Annotated in this window: 18 protein-coding genes and 2 pseudogenes; 9 read left to right on the forward strand and 11 right to left on the reverse strand. The window is 59.6% G+C overall.

What is annotated here, in order from left to right:
* Positions 1 to 37: 37 nt before the first annotated feature.
* The gene (locus tag EXE48_RS07535) at positions 38 to 1,213 is read left to right on the forward strand and encodes a sugar phosphate nucleotidyltransferase (protein ID WP_137711120.1); all 1,176 of its coding nucleotides are present in this window, start codon (positions 38 to 40) and stop codon (positions 1,211 to 1,213) included.
* A gap of 2 nt (positions 1,214 to 1,215) precedes the next feature.
* The gene (glmS, locus tag EXE48_RS07540) at positions 1,216 to 3,090 is read left to right on the forward strand and encodes a glutamine--fructose-6-phosphate transaminase (isomerizing) (RefSeq protein ID WP_137711121.1); all 1,875 of its coding nucleotides are present in this window, start codon (positions 1,216 to 1,218) and stop codon (positions 3,088 to 3,090) included.
* An 872-nt stretch (positions 3,091 to 3,962) separates the two neighbouring features.
* Here the strand turns inward: glmS and EXE48_RS07545 are convergent.
* Positions 3,963 to 4,190, reverse strand: a pseudogene (locus EXE48_RS07545) (UDP binding domain-containing protein); the annotation flags it as partial.
* A 104-nt stretch (positions 4,191 to 4,294) separates the two neighbouring features.
* Complete coding sequence (locus EXE48_RS19505; protein WP_514111745.1) at positions 4,295 to 4,414, reverse strand: DUF8595 family protein; 120 nt, start codon at positions 4,412 to 4,414, stop codon at positions 4,295 to 4,297.
* Positions 4,415 to 4,501: 87 nt separating this feature from the next.
* Between EXE48_RS19505 and EXE48_RS07550 the strand changes: the two genes are divergently transcribed.
* The 3 genes from EXE48_RS07550 (at position 4,502) to EXE48_RS07560 (ending at position 7,599) form a co-directional block, all read left to right on the forward strand.
* Positions 4,502 to 5,389 carry a TrmB family transcriptional regulator gene (locus tag EXE48_RS07550; protein ID WP_137711123.1) on the forward strand — a complete coding sequence of 296 codons (888 nt, stop codon included), beginning with the start codon at positions 4,502 to 4,504 and terminating at the stop codon, positions 5,387 to 5,389.
* A gap of 91 nt (positions 5,390 to 5,480) precedes the next feature.
* Positions 5,481 to 6,629, forward strand: coding sequence for an NAD-dependent epimerase/dehydratase family protein (locus tag EXE48_RS07555; RefSeq protein WP_137711124.1), 1,149 nt, complete (start codon positions 5,481 to 5,483; stop codon positions 6,627 to 6,629).
* Complete coding sequence (locus EXE48_RS07560; protein WP_137711125.1) at positions 6,622 to 7,599, forward strand: NAD-dependent epimerase/dehydratase family protein; 978 nt, start codon at positions 6,622 to 6,624, stop codon at positions 7,597 to 7,599. Before EXE48_RS07555 ends, EXE48_RS07560 begins: the two co-directional genes overlap by 8 nt.
* Before the next feature lie 460 nt (positions 7,600 to 8,059).
* Here the strand turns inward: EXE48_RS07560 and EXE48_RS07565 are convergent.
* The 4 genes and pseudogenes from EXE48_RS07565 to sat form a co-directional block, all read right to left on the reverse strand.
* Positions 8,060 to 8,643 (reverse strand): annotated as a pseudogene (locus EXE48_RS07565) (IS6 family transposase).
* Positions 8,644 to 8,891: 248 nt separating this feature from the next.
* Positions 8,892 to 9,971 (reverse strand): sulfotransferase family protein, encoded by a 1,080-nt coding sequence (locus tag EXE48_RS07570; protein WP_158295107.1) that lies wholly within the window; start codon positions 9,969 to 9,971, stop codon positions 8,892 to 8,894.
* A 4-nt stretch (positions 9,972 to 9,975) separates the two neighbouring features.
* Positions 9,976 to 10,596 (reverse strand): adenylyl-sulfate kinase, encoded by a 621-nt coding sequence (gene cysC / locus EXE48_RS07575; RefSeq protein ID WP_137711127.1) that lies wholly within the window; start codon positions 10,594 to 10,596, stop codon positions 9,976 to 9,978.
* A gap of 1 nt (position 10,597) precedes the next feature.
* Positions 10,598 to 11,746: a sulfate adenylyltransferase gene (gene sat / locus EXE48_RS07580; protein WP_137711128.1), complete on the reverse strand. Its 1,149-nt coding sequence runs from the start codon at positions 11,744 to 11,746 to the stop codon at positions 10,598 to 10,600.
* Positions 11,747 to 11,850: 104 nt separating this feature from the next.
* On the opposite strand from sat, the gene EXE48_RS07585 reads away from it, so the two are divergent.
* Positions 11,851 to 12,486 (forward strand): IS6 family transposase, encoded by a 636-nt coding sequence (locus tag EXE48_RS07585; RefSeq protein WP_121562341.1) that lies wholly within the window; start codon positions 11,851 to 11,853, stop codon positions 12,484 to 12,486.
* 307 nt (positions 12,487 to 12,793) lie between these two features.
* Here EXE48_RS07585 and EXE48_RS18395 read toward each other — a convergent pair whose 3' ends face one another.
* The 3 genes from EXE48_RS18395 to EXE48_RS07595 all read right to left on the reverse strand — a co-directional run bounded on the left by EXE48_RS18395 (position 12,794) and on the right by EXE48_RS07595 (position 14,803).
* A complete protein-coding gene (locus tag EXE48_RS18395) occupies positions 12,794 to 12,949 on the reverse strand; it encodes a hypothetical protein (protein WP_158295108.1) in 156 nt (51 codons plus the stop codon).
* Between the two features lie 56 nt (positions 12,950 to 13,005).
* A complete protein-coding gene (locus EXE48_RS07590) occupies positions 13,006 to 13,866 on the reverse strand; it encodes a PHP domain-containing protein (protein WP_137711129.1) in 861 nt (286 codons plus the stop codon).
* A gap of 79 nt (positions 13,867 to 13,945) precedes the next feature.
* On the reverse strand, positions 13,946 to 14,803 hold the full coding sequence (locus EXE48_RS07595) for a sulfotransferase domain-containing protein (protein ID WP_137711130.1): 858 nt from the start codon (positions 14,801 to 14,803) through the stop codon (positions 13,946 to 13,948).
* Between the two features lie 135 nt (positions 14,804 to 14,938).
* On the opposite strand from EXE48_RS07595, the gene EXE48_RS07600 reads away from it, so the two are divergent.
* The 3 genes from EXE48_RS07600 to EXE48_RS07610 are packed head-to-tail and all read left to right on the forward strand — an operon-like array spanning position 14,939 to position 18,060.
* A complete protein-coding gene (locus tag EXE48_RS07600; protein ID WP_137711131.1) occupies positions 14,939 to 15,931 on the forward strand; it encodes an NAD-dependent epimerase/dehydratase family protein in 993 nt (330 codons plus the stop codon).
* A gap of 3 nt (positions 15,932 to 15,934) precedes the next feature.
* The gene (locus EXE48_RS07605) at positions 15,935 to 16,993 is read left to right on the forward strand and encodes a lipid II:glycine glycyltransferase FemX (protein ID WP_137711132.1); all 1,059 of its coding nucleotides are present in this window, start codon (positions 15,935 to 15,937) and stop codon (positions 16,991 to 16,993) included.
* Positions 16,993 to 18,060 carry a DegT/DnrJ/EryC1/StrS family aminotransferase gene (locus tag EXE48_RS07610; RefSeq protein WP_137711133.1) on the forward strand — a complete coding sequence of 356 codons (1,068 nt, stop codon included), beginning with the start codon at positions 16,993 to 16,995 and terminating at the stop codon, positions 18,058 to 18,060. The genes EXE48_RS07605 and EXE48_RS07610 overlap by 1 nt, the downstream gene beginning before the upstream one ends.
* A 368-nt stretch (positions 18,061 to 18,428) precedes the next feature.
* Here the strand turns inward: EXE48_RS07610 and EXE48_RS07615 are convergent, their stop codons facing one another.
* Positions 18,429 to 18,803 carry a hypothetical protein gene (locus tag EXE48_RS07615; RefSeq protein WP_137711134.1) on the reverse strand — a complete coding sequence of 125 codons (375 nt, stop codon included), beginning with the start codon at positions 18,801 to 18,803 and terminating at the stop codon, positions 18,429 to 18,431.
* A gap of 133 nt (positions 18,804 to 18,936) precedes the next feature.
* A complete protein-coding gene (locus EXE48_RS07620; RefSeq protein WP_137711135.1) occupies positions 18,937 to 19,452 on the reverse strand; it encodes a methionyl-tRNA formyltransferase in 516 nt (171 codons plus the stop codon).
* Between the last annotated feature and the right edge of the window lie 272 nt (positions 19,453 to 19,724).

The following is a 19,724-nucleotide window of genomic DNA, read 5'->3' on the forward strand; positions in this document are numbered from 1 at the left end:
CGAGCGATTTAACACCCGGGCGGGCGACGGTGACGGTATGGCAACCGACTCGGTAACCGCGGTGATCCTCGCCGCGGGCGAGGGGCGGCGGCTAGCGCCGCTGACGAACCGGCGGCCGAAGCCGATGGTCCCCGTGGCGAACAGGCCGCTACTCGAACACGTCGTCGAGGCGGTGACGGCGACCGATATCGAGCGGATCGTCCTCGTCGTCGGCTACGAGCAGGAGCGCATCCGGAACCACTTCGGCGACGGCGACGACTGGGACGTCACGATCGAGTACGTCGAGCAGGCGACGCAGCTGGGCACCGGCCACGCCGTCCTCCAGGCCGAGCCGGTCGTCGACGGCCCGTTCGTCGTGCTCAACGGCGACCGGATCGTCGACTCGTCGATCGTCTCGGCGATGCGCGACCGGGCGCTCGACGGCGCCCCTCCGGCGATGGCGGTCACGTCCGCGGCGAGCCCCCGCGAGTACGGCGTCGTCACGCTCGACGGCGACTGCGTGACGGCCATCGACGAGAAGCCGGAGGGGCCGGTCGAGACCAACCAGATCAACGCCGGCGTCTACGCCTTCTCGCCGGCGGTGTTCGACGCGATCCGCGAGACGCACGCCACCGGTGAGTTGGCGATCACGGCGACGCTCAACGACCTCGCCGACCGCGAGACGCTGTCGGCGGTGCGGTACGACGGACGCTGGCTCGACGTGTCGAACCTCTGGGACCTGCTGACCGTCAACGCGGGGCTGGTCGACGAGACCGGGGCGCCCGATGCCGCGGGCGCGAGCCGCGGCGAGTCGGTGGCCATCGCCGACGACGTGGCGCTCGCGGGCAACGTGCGCGTTGGGCCGAACGTCACGGTCGGCGGGAGCACCGCGATCGGCAGTAACGCGACCATCGAGGCGGGCGCTATCGTCGAGAACGCCGTGATTTTCCCTGACGCCGTGATCGGTGCCGGCACGGTTGTCCGGGACGCGATCGTCGCCGGCAACGCGCGGGTCGGCCCCAACGCGACGATCGCGGGCGGGCCGGCGACGGTCGTCGTCGGCGACGCGGTCCACCACGCCGTCGAACTCGCCGGCGTCGTCGGGGACAACACGTCGGTCGGCGCCGGCGCGACGCTCACCGACGGCGCGGTCGTCGGCGACGACGTGACGGCCGACGCGGGGGTCGTGATCGACGACCGCGTCGACTCGGGCGCGGTCGTGCGGAGGGGGTAACCATGTGCGGGATAACCGGCTACGTCGGCGACGGCATCGGGCTGGCCGACGGAGACAGCGACAGCGACGGCGCCGCGGGCGACGGCGGGGTCGCCGGCGTCGGCGACATCGTCCACGAGGGGCTCCGCAACTTGGAGTACCGCGGCTACGACTCGGCGGGCGTCGCGCTCGTCGGGGAGACGAGCGGGCTCACGGTCGCGAAGCGGTCCGGGGAGGTCGACAACCTCACCGTGCCCGACGTGCCCGACGCGGCGCTGGGCGTCGGCCACACGCGCTGGAGCACGCACGGCCCGCCGACGGACGCGAACGCCCACCCGCACACCGACTGCGTCGGCGACGTGGCGGTCGTCCACAACGGGATCGTCGAGAACCACGAGGCGCTCAAAGCGGAGCTGGCCGACCACGAGTTCACGAGCGACACCGACACCGAGGTCATCCCGCACCTGATCGAGGAAGAGCTCGCGGCCGAGCGCGGCACTGACGACCTCCTCGACGCGGTCCGGTCCGTCGAGGACCGTCTGGAGGGGAGCTACGCGATCTGCGCCGTCCGCGAGGGCGACGACCGGATCGTCGTGGCGCGGCGCGGGAGCCCGCTCGTTTTGGGCCGCGACGACGACGCGACGTTCGTCGCCAGCGACGTGACGGCCTTCCTCGAACACACCCGCGACGTGACCTACCTCGAAGACGGGGACGTGGCGGCGCTGTCAGCCGAGGGCGTCGAGATATACGCCGACGGCGATCTCGTCGACCGCGGCGTCGAGACGGTGACTTGGGAGGCCGACGCCGCCGAGAAGGGCGGCTACGAACACTACATGCGAAAGGAGATCCACGAGCAGCCCGAGGCGCTCCGGCAGACCATCGCGGGGCGCCTCGACGTGGACGCCGGCGGCGTCGACCTCGACGTCTCGTTCCCGCCCGGCTTTCTCGCCGACCTCGAAGAGATCCAGATCGTCGCTTGTGGCACCTCGAACTACGCGGGGCGGTACGCCGCGCAGCTGTTCGAGGAGCTCTCGGGAGTGCGCGCGACCGTCGAGATCGCCAGCGAGTACGAGTTCGGCGCCGGGCGCAGCCCGGACCGCACGCTCGTCGTCGCCGTGACGCAGAGCGGCGAGACGGCCGACACGCTGGGCGCGGTCCGGCGAGCGAACGCCGCGGGCGCGCGGACGTTCGCCGTGACGAACACGCTCGGGAGTACGGTGACGCGCGAGGTCGACGACACCGCGTTCATCCGCGCCGGTCCCGAGATCGGCGTCGCGGCGACGAAGACGTTCGCCTCGCAGGTGGCGACGCTCGCGATGCTCGCGGTGGCGATTGGCCGCGAGCGCGGCGCGCTGGGGGCCGCCGACGCGCGGCCCGTCTTGGAGGGGCTCCGCGACCTTCCGGGAGCCGTTCAGCAGGTGCTCGACAACGAGGACGCGGTGCGCGAGGCCGCGACCGAGTACGGCGACAGCGAGGCCTTCTTCTTCGTGGGGCGGCAGCTGGGCGTCCCCGTCGCCCTGGAGGGCGCGTTGAAGCTCAAGGAGATCTCCTACGACCACGCGGAGGGGTTCGCTGCGGGGGAGCTCAAACACGGCCCGCTCGCGTTGGTGACGCCGGAGACGCCCGTGCTGGCGGTTTTGACCGACGGGTCGCGTGCCGATGAGACGATGAACAACGTCACCGAGGCGCAAACGCGCGGCGCGCCCGCTATCGGCTGTGTGTCTGCGGGCAGTGAGTACGGCACGCTCGACGTGTCGCTGCCGGTGCCGGACGTGGGGATCGTCGAGCCGCTGGTCGCGAACGTCTACCTCCAGCTGTTCGCGTACCACGTGGCCAACGACAAGGGTCGGTCGATCGACAAGCCGCGGAACCTCGCCAAGAGCGTGACGGTGGAGTGACGCCGCGTGCCCGCGGCCGCCCCGTGGGCCGCCAGGAAATCGATTAACCAACAGTAGGGTGTGTCTACCGGGTTGGGTTGGTTAAGATTCCGTACAGTCATCACTGGCCGTGTGAGCGAGCGTCTCTGAACCCATCCGCGATTGTCAGCGAAGCCTCACCGCGCGAAAAGCCGCTGAGACGGATACCTGAGCGTTCAGTGTGGCGTTCAGACCGAGCTACACTGGTTTGTCCCGCCGCAGTGTTACTCTTGTCAACGGGTGAAACACCGATTGGAGAACAGCGATTGCGACCGAAATTTAATCATTGCCAGGTGAGCAATCGCTGTTACGGCCTACAGATCGCGTCGCAGTCTGAGGCTTTCCCGAAGTGGCGACACGGCTCGTCGCGAGCAACAGGGGGCACCATCCTCTCAGCTGACAAACATACCGAATTCGCATCGCGAAAACACCCCGGGAACACCGGGGGTGTTCCGGGCAATCTCTGAGATCGGTCGCCTGAGATGTCGGCCGCTGGCCGGCTGACAGCGCTTTGCCATGTGTTATGTGACACCGGGTTGGATCCCGGTGCTGGCCGGTGGTTTCGTGTGGGTTCCCCCTCTGGTGAGTGAGGGCAACGCTCGTTGTCGCCGGCGTGTCAACTCTATCAGTTTCGAGTGCGCGTGTTACACCCGTTATCACGGGGAGGATTGCGGCCGGGGGAAGGGGTGTAGATCGGCTGGTTTTCTCGGCGAGCGACGATTTCGCGGGAAAAGTTCAATTTCGGCAGGTGAATCGCCGAGGGTTGTTGGAAGTGACCTCGCTCCCTTGTCGTAGTCCCTCAACACGACCATCAGCCAGTAAGATTGAGTCAATGGAGTCAGAGCTGTGAGGCGTTACCAGGTCAGCCCTCCGTAGGTACTCCCCTCGCGGCGTTCGATAATTCCGCGCCCATCAACGACGATCGGGGTTGCTATCGCGTTGAACGCCGCATCCGTGGCGAACTCATCCCAGTTGGTGATGACAACCGCGCCGTCGGCGCCGTCAAGCGCCGCCATGACCGAGTCGGCGTAGGTCACGTCGTCAACATCGTTCAGGGCGTTGTCGGCCGCGATCGGGTCGTAGGCGGTAGTGGTCGCCTATCGCGGTCGATCGAGAAACCGGCAATCAACGGGCCAGCGATATCGGGCCTGAATCGCTCACACCGACCGGAATCGGCCCACTACTTCTACTCGTCGTCCGGATCCTCGTCGCGGCCCTCAGAGAGGCGCTCCCAGATCTCCGTACAGCCCGCGCCGTCGGGCACGTCGGCGAGGTGGGCGTCATCAGCAGCATCCGAGTTACTCATGTTCTGAGTAACTATATTAGCGCCCACATAATAACTGTTCCGGCACCACCAGTACGTACTTACGGAGTGACTCTTGAAGGAATACACATGGCTGATTCCGGCGGAGACCTCTTTTCGTTGCTTGATCTGACGGAGTACGAGGCGGATGCCTTGGAGGAACTACTGCTGTTGGGGCGAACCACGGCGCCGGATCTCGCCGAGGCGACCGGGATCCCGAAAGCGCGGATCTACGGCGTGCTCGACGCGCTCTCGGAGGCGGGCTACGTGAAGATGATTCCCGGCCGGCCGAAGCGGTACGAGCCCCATGAACCGGCGGCGATCGCAGAGCGGGCAGTCGAAAACCGCCGCCACGCCTACGAGCGATTTCGCGAGGACGTCGAAGCCGTCGAGGAGGCGTTCATCGACGAGTACGCGCCGATCCGTGACCGAGGCGTCGACGAGCTCAGCCCCACCGAGGACTTGTTTCACGTCGTGGACGTCGGGGAGCCGAGCGAGCGGGAGACGCGGCGGCTGTTCCGCGAGGCCGACGAAGGTGTGTACGTGCTCTCGAAGAGTTTCGGATATATTGATGCCGTGCGGCCGGCGATCCGCGACGCGGTCGACCGTGGTGTCGCCGTCGACGTGCTCCTCCTCCATCCCGACGCGTTGTCGGCCGAGAATCGCCAACGGCAGGCCGAGATTCGTGAACTGCTCGCCGAGGAGTTTCCCTCGGTCACCGTACGCGTCAGCGACCGGGTGTTGCCGTGGCGCGGCACCTTCGTCGATCCGAGCCTCTCGTATGAGTCCGGGCAGGGACTGCTGATGGTCGAACAGGAGGAGGTGCCGAACCACCACCGCCAGGCCGCTGTCACCGAGAACCCGTCGTTCGTGGCGGGGATGTGGCAGTACTTTGATTTGCTGTGGCGCCACGAGAGCGTCCCCGCAGATCCCGACCCCGAAAGTGGCTCCGAACCGGCTGATGAGACCAGCGAGTAACACGAGTATATCGCCACCGGACGTGCCAGTATCAGCGCTGCGAGCCTAACCGCAAAGCATTTACTCGTAGTTACTCGACTGCCGAGTAACGATGACTGTCCTACTCACCGGTGCCGACGGCTACCTCGGCTGGCCGACCGCGCTGCGGCTGGCGGACCGTCTCGACGAGCGAATCGTCTGCGTCGACGACTTCTCGCGACGCGACTGGGTCGCCGAGTCCGGCAGCGTCTCCGCGACACGGATCGAGGGCCCCGAGGAGCGCTTCGCCCGCGTCGAGAACCTCAGTCTCGTCGAGGGCGACCTCGCGGACCGGGACTTCGTGCTCCAGCTGTTGGCCACCCACGAGCCCGACACCGTGCTCCACGCGGCTGCCCAGCCTAGCGCCCCCTACTCGTCGATCAACGGTGAGCGCGCGCTGTATACCCAGCGCAACAACGTCTCGATGGCGCTGAACCTGCTCCATGGGCTCCACGAGACGGGGCTGTCGGACACCCACTTCATCGAGACGACGACCACCGGCATCTACGGCGCGCCGCACTTCCCAATCCCGGAAGGGGGGCTGGAGGTCGAACGCAAGGACGGCGCTGATGAGGTGCCGTTCCCGGCGATGGGCGGCAGCTGGTACCACCAAACGAAGTCGTTCGACGCCGCGAACATGCGGCTCGCTGAGTCGCAGTTCGACTTCCCGATGAGCGAGGTGCGGACCGCCATCGTCTACGGTACCGAGACCGACGAGACGCGTGCCCACGAGAGCCCGACGCGGTTCGACTTCGATTACTACTTCGGGACGGTCGTGAATCGGTTCTGTGCGCAGGCCGTGGCGGGGTACCCGATCACGGTGTACGGCAAAGGTGAACAGCGCAAGCCGATGGTGAGCCTCGAAGACGCCGTCGAGAGCCTGGTTCGGTTGGTCGAGCAGGGCCACTCCGGCGACGACGGGATCGACGTGTACAACCAGGTCACCCGGCCGATCGCCATCGTCGAACTCGCCGAGACAATCGCCAAGGTCGGCGCGGAGTTCGATCTGGACGCCGAGGTGAAACACTACGAGAACCCGCGCGAAGAGGACGAAGAACACAAGATGGAGATGGAAAACGAGCGGTTCCTCGATCTGGTCGGTGGACAGCGCCAGGAGCTCGAGTCCGGGATCCGCGACGTGCTCAGGACGCTCGTCGAAGAACAGGAGCGGATCGCGGCCCACGAGGACCGGTTCCTCCCCGGCGTGCTGGCCGATGAGTAAGTCAGATACCGGGACGACCCCGACAGTTGCGGTTACTGGTGCGGCTGGGTACATCGGGAGCCGGATTATTGTCGAGTTGCGCGAGACTCACCCCGATTGGGAGCTGATCGCAATCGACAACATGTACCGTGGTCAGGTGGACACGATTGGCGCTGTCGAGATTGAGCACGTGGATATCAGAAACCGCGGGCGGTTAGAAGAGGCGCTTGCGGGTGCGGACGTGGTTTGTCACCTCGCGGCGATAAGCGGGGTTGATGACTGCGCAGAAAATCCTGATCTTGCCTATGAGGTGAACGTCACAGGAACGAATAACGTGGCGTGGTTCTGTCGGAAGACAGGCGCTGGGTTGGTGTTCCCGTTCAGTATGGCCGTACTCGGCGACCCTGAGGAATTCCCGATTACCGCAGACCAGCCGCGGGACCCGCTGAACTGGTACGGCCGGACGAAGTTACTGGGTGAGCGATCTATAGAGACCTTTGCGGACGGTGCGTTCCCAGCGCACTTGTTCCTCATCTCGAACCTGTACGGGGAACATGCCGTCAGCGACATGAGTATTGATAAGCCAACCGTCATCAACTTTTTCGTCAACCGAGCACTCGCTGGGGAGACACTAACGGTATACGAGCCCGGAACCCAAGCACGCAACTTCGTTCACGTAAAAGACGTGGCACGGGCACACGTCCAGAGCATGGAGCGGCTATTACATCAACTAGAGCACAGCGAAACCGGGACTGAGACGTATGAGATTGCTGGTCAAGAGGACATGAGCGTCATGGAGGTAGCGGAGATCGTGCGGGAAGCTGCCAAGTTGGAATTGGCCAAAGAAATCGACGTTCAACTGGTCGAAAATCCGCGTTCAAGCGAAACAACAGTTGATCAGTTTGAAGTCGACATTTCAAAAGCGATACAGAAACTCAATTGGAAACCGTCAGAAGGTGTTAGCTCTTCTGTGCGAGAGCTCATCCGCTGAAGATGGTCAGAATCTCACTCAAACGTGTGAGTTCTGTTTAGAGTAAATTTCGGACAATTTCCTGGACTATCGAGAAAATACTGAGAACATTACAAAATAGAAAACCGCACTAATAAGTATCAATTCCGAGCCCAGGATGGTTTATATCTTAATATCTCAGCGAGACCACAGATGAATCTGCTCATGATAACTGTAGAGACTATCTGTTTGGAGACCCAGCGGTTGGGAGTCCAAATTCGATCAGTCGGAGTAACGGACCATATGTAAGAACGACACCGAGTAGCGCCGGCACAGCTGCGGCGATCGCTACTCCGGCCCAACTGTAGAGATATACAGAATAAATATTTAAGCGAACATCTTCAATTATAGAACTACTACTGGTTTTGGAAATGGCTAGTGTTTAGATAAGCTGATTCCATGCGAAGGCGAACGCTTGTATCCAATTTTCGGCGGTACCCGGTTAGACGTGACTAAAAGTGTTTGAGGATGCGTTTTTTGTCGTTTTACTTTTCGAGAAACACGTTCGGCGGCATTCCGATTCCCACGTGTGACATATCGGAATCGGCGTCTGTGACGATGGCAGGCCACCTGTAACCACGGAGTACCGTCGACGAGAAAGACCACGTCGTTAACCTGATGTACCTCACGCAGTTCCGAGAGAAACATCGAGGAGATCGCGTGTTCTCTTCAGGCAGAGCCGAACGTACAGCAGCAGTTCGTGTCGGGATCGACGGCAACGTACAGCCGATATCGCTCAGACTTGAGTTGAATTACGGTTTCATCGACCGCAACGTGATTCGGATTCGCAGCGTCTGCCGGCTGTAGATCAGCTTTCTGAACCCACCGACGAACCGTGGTTCGATGGCGATTGACACCTACCCTCTCAAGAATTGAGACGGTATCCGAAAGTGATAGTCCAGCCAAATAGTGTCGGATACCGATACTCATCGTCGACTCGGGTGTCGCCTCTCGCTCCAGAAAATCTAAGCTGATACAACTGCTATAGCCCCTGAGACGGTTGAAACCGAGTATAAGCCATCCCATCTTTTGACCGCGTCACCCTTCGACCTTATCTCAACACTATCTTGGAAATACTGATATATGTACTAATTTCGCCAATAATAGTGGTAAATTTCTATTGTATGTTAAAATTGGTTTAAAAGGATGTTCGGCATCCTAAGCCATCCGACCATCGGGGACGAAGACGTCAGGTACGGTTCGAAACCGTCTGTAGCTTCCGTCAGATGGTCCAGCCCCGATCGCATCCTTCCGTAGCGATCAGCTCCCGTCTCTTAGGCTAGCAGGCCGTACCGCAGGATCATGTAGGTTGAAAACGACCGCCCCGTGTAGCGTCGAACTTTTTCGTCGGTCTGCCCAAGCCAGTCCTCGTAGGCCGCGATCCGGGTCAGCGTCCTGTCCCTCTCCTCATACCGTTCCACGTCGAACTCGAACTCCTCGCGTTCTCTCTCGGAGGTCGTTAGCTCGTAGTTGAACGCCTCCAGTTCCTCGCCGGCGAGTTTTTCGGTGATCTTGACTTCCGCACCGGTTAGGCCATCGTGAAACTTCCCGAAGTTGTCGCTCTTGATTGGCACTGAGAGGTTCTCGAAGGCCGCAGCACTCCCGGCGGCCTCTTGGGCGTCGTCGGTATCGTAGTAGTACAGCATCTCCGGCGCGTACTCCAGTTCGAGAAACTCACACAGTGACTCCACGACCGATTCAGGATTTTGAAGCAGTTGTTCGTACTGTAGCTGGAACATCGACTCCCCGAGCTCGCTGTCGAGTAACTCCTGGCCACGTCCCTGTTCTGCGGCCCACCGTTGAGCGTTGAAGTAGGGGTGGTACTGGCCAGCGTTCGAGTTCTTGAACGATAGCACAACGTCGCGGGCGTCCCGGACGAGGTAGACAATCTTGATATCGTCGTAGTATTCGCGGAGTTCCTCGATGTAGTCCCAGATGCTGGGGTCTTTTGACACCCACGCCGATGAGTCGGTCACGTCGGCGTACTCGGCGTACAGTGCTTCGTGGACCGTCATGAACGACTTCGGGTCGGCCCGGTTGATCCGCTCGGCAATGGCGTCGATGTCAAGCGCTTCGACGAGTGGATGGTGAGAGTAGCGTTTGTTGATCAGGATATCCCGCACGAGTTTCCGTCGCTGCTCGGCGGACAGATCTTCCGGTGAGGCAATGTTTCGCCAGGGGAATGCTGTCTCCGGAGGATGTGGCGCGGTGATCTCCGGGTGTGCGTTCAAGATGCTCCGAACGAGATTCGAACCTGACCGCTCCGTCGAGAGCAGCAGGATGGGCTGCGTATCCGACTGCTGTGTACTTCCGTTGAGGTCGTACTCCTGATTGGGGATGTCCAGTGGTCCCATTTTATCACTCGAAGTAACCGAGCTCTTTGAGGTTTTCTTTGATCGACTCCTCTTCCTGCCGAGAGACATTAAACTCGTAATCGCCGTCAGGATCGCCGTTGAATATCTCCATAGCGTGAATTTGAGTCATGATTTCCTCGACGCATTCGTCGATGTCGTTTTCGGCGGTGTCGACGATAATCTCCGGATCGATTGGCTCCTGAAACGGGTGATTGATACCGGTGAAGTTCTCGATTTTGCCGGCCTTGGCCTTCTCGTAGAGGCCCTTGGGATCGCGCTCGGCACAGACCTCAACCGGACACTTCACGTAGATGAGCACGAACGTGCCAGACTCATTGATAGTCTCGCGGGCGTGCTGTTGGGCGTCCCGGAACGGCGTGATCATCGCCGTAACCGTGGCGATGTCGTTGCGATTCAGCAGTTTACAGACAAATGCAGTCCGTCGGTTGTTCAGCGCACGCTCCTCACGGGTGAATCCGAGGTCAGGGTGGAGGTTCTTCCGGACTTCGTCACCGTCGAGATTCTCTACTTTGATATCCATTTCACGGAGCCTGTTTTCGACGCGCTTTGCCAGAGTCGACTTTCCGGACGCGGGCAGTCCCATGAACCACAGTGTGAACGACATCTTATCCCTCCACAAATGAATTGTCGGCGTCCTTGATGTGACTAGCTATCTCGGGGCGGATCATCTTCGATGATGTCGACTCGCCGTTCTGGATCTGCTCTCTGATCGTCGTACCCGAGGGGTAGATACGTTCCTCGTCACCGTGGGGACAGATTTTTCGAGAACACATCCCGTCACAGGCGGTACAATAGAACGCGTGGTAGAACAGCATCGGTTCGATGCCGATGTCGCCAATCGTCTCGAAGATGGTGTGAGAGGCCGTACCGTCGTAGTAGTCGCCAACTCCTGCGTGGTCCCGGCCGATGATGAAGTGGGTACAGCCCTGGTTCTTCCGGACGATGGCGTCGAAGACGGCCTCCCGGGGGCCCGCGTACCGCATCCGACTCGGGAATATCGAAAGCACCACCTGATTCTCGGGGTAGTAATGGTCGATCAGTTCCTCATAGCCGCCGATGATGACGTCATCCTGGTAGTCGCCGGCCTTCTTCTCGCCGAGTTTCGGCTGGACGAGCAGGCCGTCGACCTGTTCGAGCGCTGTCTTCTGGATGTACTCGTGCCCGCGGTGGGGCGCGTTGCGGGTCTGGAAGCCGACGACGGTGTCCCAGCCGTACTCCCGGAAGAGTACGCGCGACTCAGCGGGACGCAGGTCGTGGGAGTTGTAGCGGTACCCTTCGAAGACAGTGACGGTCCCACCCACGAGGAAGTCTTCCTGTCGACAGAAATTGTCGACGCCCGGGTGGTCCCGGTCGTCGGTCCCGAACACATCCTGTGCGGTCTCCTCTTTGTTGTACTTGTAGACTTCGTCAACAGAAAGAAAGCCCAGCAGTTCACCGCCAGGATCGTACAGAGCTGCCCGTTCGCCCGGAGAGAGGGCTGCGGCCTTCTCGCTGTCGACGTCCAGAACCACCGGGAGCGGCCACACGGTTCCATCCTCCAACGTCATATCCTTGGCCGTCTTCAGAAAGTCTTCACGGTTCATGAACCCCTGAAGTGGACTGAACCGTCCAGTAGCAATGTTCAGAACGTCCTGAAACAAGTTTTTGTCGAGGTGAATCGACGGACACTCCTCGGCACCACTGTCGATCCAGTCACTGTAATTGTTAGGATCGACAAGCCGATCAACGAGATGTCCACTGTGAGGCTCTTTCATCGATTGGTATCACTTCCAACCTAGCAATAAAAAACATTATGCTCTCGGGCGGGAGGTGTTGAGATAAGGTCGAAGGATGAGGCGGTCAAAAGATCGAGTGGTCCATGCTCAGTTTCGACCGCCTCAGCGGCGATAGCGGTTGTATCGAGTTAGATTTTCTGGAGCGAGAGGCGACACCCAAGTCGGCGATGAAGCTCGGTATCCGACTCCATTTGGCTGGATTATCACTTTCGGATACCGTCTCGATTCTTGAGAGGTTGGGTGTCGATCGCCATCGAACCACCGTTCATCGGTGGGTTCAGAAAGCCGATCTACAGCCGACAGACGGTGCGAATCCGAATCACGTTGCGGTCGATGAAACTGTGATTCAGCTCAACTCTGAGCGATATTGGCTGTACGCTGCCGTCGATCCCGACACGAACCGCCTGCTCCACGTTCGACTCTACCCGACGAGAACAAACGCGATATCCTCGATGTTTCTCTCAGAACTCCGTGAGAAACATCAGGTCGACGACGCGGTCTTTCTCGTCGATGGTGCTCCGTGGTTACAGGCAGCCTGTCATCGTCACGGGCTCCGATTCCAACACGTCACACATGGGAATCGGAACGCCGTCGAACGTGTCTTTCGTGAAGTAAAACGCCGAACAAACCAGTTCTCAAATACGTTTAGCCATGTCGAACCGAACACCGCCGAAAATTGGCTCCAAGCGTTCGCCTTCGCATGGAATCAGCTTATCTAAACACTACCTCGGGCGGGGTGTTAAGATAACCTCGAAGGATGAGGCATTCAAAAAATAGAGTAGTCTATTTCGTCGACGGTGCGCTACGGTTACACACGGCCTGTCATCGCTAAGGCTCCGATTCCGATACATCACATCTGGGAATCGGAACACCGTCGAACATGTCTTTTATAGAGTAAAACGATAAACGGGGTCGTTTTCAAATATCATTAGCCTGTCGAACTGAGCACCCCCGAAATTGGTTACAAGCATTCACCTTCGCATGGAATCAGTTTATCTAAACACTACCGCCTTCGAGACCACTCGTTCACGGAAGGGTGCTTTTGACCTTCGAGACGATGCCGTCCGGAAGGATCCACGCGACAGTCCGGACAACCGAACCTATGATGACACCCATGAGATAGACCGCGATGAATCGACTGTCGTTTGCGTCCCCACCGATTTTGGTGGAACTATCATCCATGTATCTATATTCGATCAGTGCTTTATTGAAGATTGTGGTCCGATCGATCGCGGTGTTCAGAGGTCTGCTTCCTGCCGAAGCTCGGATAGCACGTCGTCGGTAACTCGCACGTCTCCGATACGGAACTTCCCAGAATCGGGGCCGTGACAATCGGAGCCACCGGTTTCGAGCAGGTCGTACTCCGTTTTGAGGGCCGCGGCGTCCTCGATGCCGACATCGGCATAGGCGTCCGGCCCACCGCTGGCATCGTAAGGATAGCAAACCTCTATGGCGTCTAGGCCCGACTCGACGAGTTCCATGACCATCTCTGGCACGCGGTCGGAGCGTATCCGGCCGGGATGTGCCAGCGAGGCGATGCCGCTGGCCGCCTGGATTGCGTCGATAACCCTCGGTGCTGGTAGCCGTTTCATTGGGGCGTATGCGTCGCCGTCAGTCCCGAGGTATTTTTCAAACGCCTCACCAATGGAGTCGACAACGCCGTCGTCGACCAGCCTTTCGGCCATCTGTGGCCGACCGAGGTTTCCGTCGGCTCGCTCTCGCATCTCGTCGTAGGAGAGGTCCAACCCGGTCGTTTCGGCCAGGTTCTTGACCATCGTCTCGTTGCGGTCCCGGCGGAACTGCCTCGCCTGCGCGAGGGTACCCCGCAGCGTCTCCTCAGTCGGATCGACGAAGTACCCCAGAATTTCGACTTTCGTGTCGAAGACATCGGCTCTAATCTCGACGCCGCTGATGAGTTTGACACCATCCCGATGTGTGACGCGCTCTGTCAACGATTCGCTGATCGCATCGTGATCTGTGATCGCAATGGCGTCTAGACCCCGATCCTTGGCCTGCTCGATGCGCTCGTCGACGGTGTTGGTGCCGTCTGAGGCCTTGGTGTGTATGTGTAGATCGGCGACGCCGTCCTCAATGTCCATGTCGCTCGGATCGGCGTTCGCTTATAAAACAGTTCGGAATCGACAGGAGCCGAACACGCCACTCGTCGCCCCGGTCTGGTCACTTGACGCCCCAGTCGCTGTCGTCCTCGTAGCCCAGTTCGATCAGCCAGTCGTCGGCCTGATCTTTGAACGCCGCAACGTGTTCCGGACCGAAGCTGTTCTCCCAGTCGCCGATAAGTCCCTTCCGGAATGTTGAACTGCCCGTCGAGAAGGTGTTATCGGCGACGTGGTAGAGTTCCTCCTCGGAGAGAGAGACCTCCAGGTGGTCGGCGATGGACCGGACGGTTTCGAGCTGAGACTCCTTGTCGCCGCCGCCCTGCGGACCGATCAGGTCTTCGAAGCGTACAAGGTGTGTGTACTCCGGTTCTGTCCAGCCGAGAAAGCGGTCCATCCACTCGCCGATGGATTCTAGCGGTTTGCCGTCCTCACTCTGTTCTCCCGAGACGCCCTGGATCGACGCCATCAGGCGGGTCTCGTCGTCGTCTAGCGCATTGTAATAGTCGTGGAGTCTATGAGAGGGATTTTTATCGGTGACGTAGTGGTAGTGGGAAGTGACGATGTCGCGCGGATCGCGGACGATCAAAAGTGAGATGATGTCGTTGCGTTTTAGTATCTCAGCGTTTTCTCGGCTGTAGAAGACGTGTCCAGTGGTATACTGACCACGGCCTGTCTTGGCTATCTTCTTGCTGAACTCCTCGGTGCTCGGAATCCGGTTCTGATTCATCGAAACGTGCTTGAAGCAGGGCCGCAACATAGGGAACTGAAAAAGGCACTCGGTGAGGAGGTTCGTTCCGGACTTTGGGACGCTGTTGGCGAACACTCGCGGGCCGTTGAACCGTCCTTTGATCCGGCGTGGTGTAAACCCACGAAGAATCGTCGTCGCGCGGTCGAACGCCTGGCGAGGGACGCCGTTCATACTCCGAGATTTCTCCAAAATCGCCCATATATCTGTTGTTTCCGAACTTGACCGCGTCCAGTCTGGACCCAGTTTGACCGCACTAAGGCCATACGGAACGTTTTTTATCTTCTTCTCTCGAACCTGACTATACTAATGCGAGTGCTCGTCACAGGAGGGGCCGGTTACATCGGCAACTTCATCGTCGAAGAACTACTCGACAACGGCCACGAAGTCAGAGTGCTGGACTCGATGCTCTGGGGCGACGACGCCCTGGCACCGTTCAAGGACGACGACGATCTTGAGATCCACAAGGGCGACATCCGTCACATCGAGGACTTGTCCTACGCCGTCCAGGGCTGTGACGCCATCATTCATATGGCCGGTATCGTCGGTGACCCGGCATGTGGGGTTAATGAGCAGGCAACTCAGTCGGTCAACGTCGAAGCGACGAAGGCGCTCGTCGAGGTGGCGAAACTCTACGATATCGATCGGCTCGTCTTCGCTTCTACCTGTAGCGTCTACGGCGCGAGCGAACTGATGGAACTCAACGAGGGCTCATATCTCAACCCGCTGTCGCTGTACGCCGAGTCCAAGATCGACTCCGAAGAGATCATCCTCCACGAGACCCACGACCAGTTCGCGGACACCGACATCACGGCAACGATCCTCCGCCTGGGGACCATCTTTGGCTGGTCGCGCCGGATGCGCTTTGATCTGGTGGTCAATATCCTTACCGCCAAGGCCGTGCTGGAAGGCGATATCCCGGTCTACGGTGGCGAGCAGTACCGCCCGCTCGTCCATGTCCACGACGCCGCCCGCGCGTTCGCAGCCGTTCTGGAGGCCGACAAGGAGGACGTCGATCACCAGATCTTCAACGTCGGGGACAATGACCTCAACTACCAGATCAAGAAGGTCGGCCAAATCGTCGAGGAGAACGTCGAGGACGCGGAAGTGCGGTTCGTTGAGCACAAGGAGGATAACCGTACTTACCGCGTGAGCTTTGATAAGATCAACTACATCCTCGGCTGGGAGACCGAGTACGACATCGCGGACGGCGTTCAAGAGATTAAAAAATGGATAGCCGAGGAGGACATCACGGATTACGAGCACGAACAGTTCCGCAACTCTGACTACCCGTACATGTAAACAATGGAGACAAGATGCTTATCAGCTGCCGACCTCGACGACTGGTGGCACTACTACAACCGGGTCGGCAAGCCAGGTCCCTATCACCGGCCTGACTACCTTCAGTTGCTGAGTGGGGACTTCGAGCACGATGACGAACGGCCCGAACTGTTCGTGCTCGAAGACGGGGACGACGTCGTTTATTATCCGTACATCCGTAGATCGCTAGAGTCTGTTCCGTTCGCCGAGGATACGGAGACGGATCTCGGCGTGTACGACGACATCGTCTCTTCTTGGTACTGCGGCGGCCCGATCACGTCCAGAGACGACGGTGAACTCTGTGACCGCTTCGCCGAGGCGTTCGACGACCACTGCCGGGCCGAGAACATCGTAGCCGAGTTCCTCCGGTTTGACCCCAACGAGGAAAACCACGAGCGTTTTGAGTGTCTCGAACCGAATTTTAACCGGGAGACAGTCTGGGTCGATCTCACGGCCGAGGAGGACGCCATCTGGGACGGTTTCGAGAAGCGAAACCGTAACGCGATACGCCAGGCCCAGGACACCGCCATCGAGGTCACACCGACGAGCGACGTCGGAGACTACCAAGCGTTTCACGACATTTACTCGAACGCGATGGACGCCAAGGAAGCCAGTGAACACTACCGGTTCGACATCGACTTTTTCGTCGATTTGCTGGAGTCAGATCTCGGGACGCTGCTGATCGCAACCTACGAAGACGACGTGATCGGCGGCGCTATGCTTGTCCACGACGAGCAGATCGCACACGATTATCTCCGCGCGTCGAACCCCGATTACTGGGACTTGCGCGTAAACAACCTACTGTGCTACGAGGCGATGATGTACATGCGGGAGACCGGCCGGGAGCGCTTCGACTTTCAGGGCGGTCGGCCGGGCGTCTTCAAGTTCAAGAAGTCCTTCTCGCCTGATCGCGCCGAACTGTATCTCGGCCGAGTCCGACACATGCCAGAAGTGTACGACGACCTGGTCGCCAAGGCCGAGGCCACCGGCATCGAGACGGAGAGTGGCTACTTCCCCGCCTACAGGGTAGAGAAGAGCAATTGATGGTTTCGCTTGGTTCACCTCAAACGGGTGAGGAGGAGATCGCCGCCGTCAGCAGTCTCTTGGCCGACGGTGAGATTTCCGTCGGCAACACGGTCGAGACCTTTGAGGACTCGTTCGCCGAGTTTACTGGAACGGCCCGTGCCGCTGCTGTCAGTTCCGGGAGCGTCGCGCTCGAACTCGCACTAGAGGTGAGTGATCTGGAGGAAGGAGACGCAGTCGTCCTCTCACCGTTCAACTGCGCCGCGATGCTGTACTCGATCGTCAGACAGAACATGCAGCCGGTCTTCTGTGATATCCAGCTGGAGGGTTACAGTCTCTCGCCCGACGCCCTCAGCGAGACCGTACAGGAAACGGCGGCCGATGGTCTTCTCCTAACCCATCTCTACGGTCAGCCCTGTGACCTTGATGAGATCAGTCGGATCGCCGAGGAACATGACCTCACTGTAATCAACGACTTCGCCCAGGCGGTGGGCGCGACGTACGACGGACGAGATATTGGGACTTACGGGGACATCGGCGTCTGTAGCTTCGGCGCAACCAAGATACTCACGACGGCTGAAGGCGGAGCAGTGGTCTCTGACGAGCAGTCCCATGTCGACCGTGTGAAGAAACTTCGCTCGAACACGAACGGCGACGACGAAACGCCGCTCCGTAGCGTCAGGATGAACGATCTGGAGGCGGCCATTGGGATCGAGCAACTGAAAAAATTCGACAATGTAGTCGCCGACAAGCGTGAGGCTGCGCGAATATATTTGGACGAACTCCCGTCTGACGTTGTTCTCCCCCGTACTCGTCCGAGCCGAACGAACGTCTACCACGGCTTCCCGATCCGGACGCCGGAGAATCAGCAACTGATGGCGTATCTGAAGGAGAACAACGTCGAAACTTCGATCGTCTACGAAAAGGCCCTCTACGAGTTCGCCCTTGCACCGAACGTGGACACCGCGCGGTTTCCCAACACGGAGACTGCGACCAACGAAGTTCTGCTGTTGCCCATCCACGCCAACCTGTCTCGCAAGGACATCAACACTGTCGTTAGGAACGTTCGCGAGTATTTCAAGTCGTAGCGACAGCGCTCACTTTCACACCAATTGGTCGTCAAAGTCGAACTACCGAACGAACCGGAACGCGTCACTGTAGTCGTAGCCACTTCCATTCCACGTTGCTGGGCTTTCATCTCGATGCCCTTCGGAGCGGGGATGGGGCCACTTTCTCATCCCAGACTCGACTTTCGACAAGGGTTCGATCTGCTTGTCGACACGGTCATCGACATTGACGTAGTAGTTTGGCTGGAACTCGCCTACCCTACTCCGTCGAAGAGAGGACCTCCTTGGTTACGATTCCGATCTGGCGATCAATGTAGGGGCCGACCACCATCGCGTGCTGTATACGGTCCAGTAGCCCTGGTTCATCTCCCCCTCGTCCAGCGCGAAGATCACATCGGGTTCAGACCAGCCTTCTCAAAGGACATATTCACGTCGATCAGTGATTCCGTGTTTAGTTTCATCATCGGGAAGTGGAGGTAGTGGATGCGGACCTCGTTGAGACCGAACACGCCCCAGGCCTGTCGAGGTTCTTGACGATTGTCATAGTTCTTTTTTGAGTGGTAGGTGTAGTCCTCAGTCACGTATACAATGTCGGTATTGTTACCGGTCTCTAGCAACCGCTGGGCCATGCCGCCGACACCGACGCTGGCGTGGTCAACGTGGCAGACGAGAAAGACGACGTTCATCAGTACGGGATCACCCCCCAAACGGTCACCAACTTGAATCGAATTGGCTCCGTTGACGTACTCGACGGTGACGTCCACGATGCCTTCACCGTAGGATCAGCCAGCTTTCGTCGTCCTGGGAACCGGTCTCGAGGACCGTCCCGGGTGCGGCCTTGGTGATGAACTTATCTTCGACTCTGGCCTACCACGTACTCACCTTGTCCATTTGGTTCTACGTGAATGCTACAGGATGGGGATGCGACTGCCCGCAGACGAAGTTGTGGAGTTCCCACGCAGAGTCAGTCCAGTCGATAATCCCTATGTCCGGCCGCCGCGGGTGGGTGTAGGTCGCCTCACCTTCCTGTGGCTGGCTGGAGAAGTAGCCGTCGCCGAACCGGAGTAGTGTCATTTTGTTAAACTGTGCGATGGTTGCCTGCGTACAGCTGTGATGGAGGTCCACGGCGTGCTCACTGGGATCGATCTGAACGACCCGCTGGTCGATCAGCTCCCCGGAGTCAACGTTCTTGTTGACCCAGAATGGCGAGGCGCCCGTCTCACTCAGGCCGTGGATGAGCACCCCCGCCACAGGGGAACGGCCGCGACGCTCGGGCAGTAGCGAGAAGTTTCTGTTCACGCACCCAAGCTCGGGAGCGTCGATCGGTTCCGGTTTGAGCAGTTCGGGCCACCCCGTCACCAGCGACACTTCGATGCTGCGGTCCTCGATGGCTCCCTGGCTCGTTGTGTATATATCCTATCGACTTAGATGGCGTTATGGTGCTCGTAGGTCACCCCGCGTCCGTACTCCCCCTCGACTGATTCGGTAAGGGGAATAACGAGTTTGGGATCGACCTCGACCCCGACCAAGAACTTCCTGGTCACAGTGCCGTAGCCGAGACAGCCGAAGCGCAGATCATTGTCAGCCTTCGCGTCGAAAAAGCTGGATGAGTCTCTCGAAGATTTGGACTCGATTGCGAGAGGCTACCGATTCCTGATTCGCCCGCGGGGTGATACCAAACACTT

Origin of the sequence: Halorubrum sp. ASP1 (assembly GCF_005435135.1) — an archaeon.
Taxonomy (GTDB): Archaea; Halobacteriota; Halobacteria; order Halobacteriales; family Haloferacaceae; genus Halorubrum; species Halorubrum tropicale.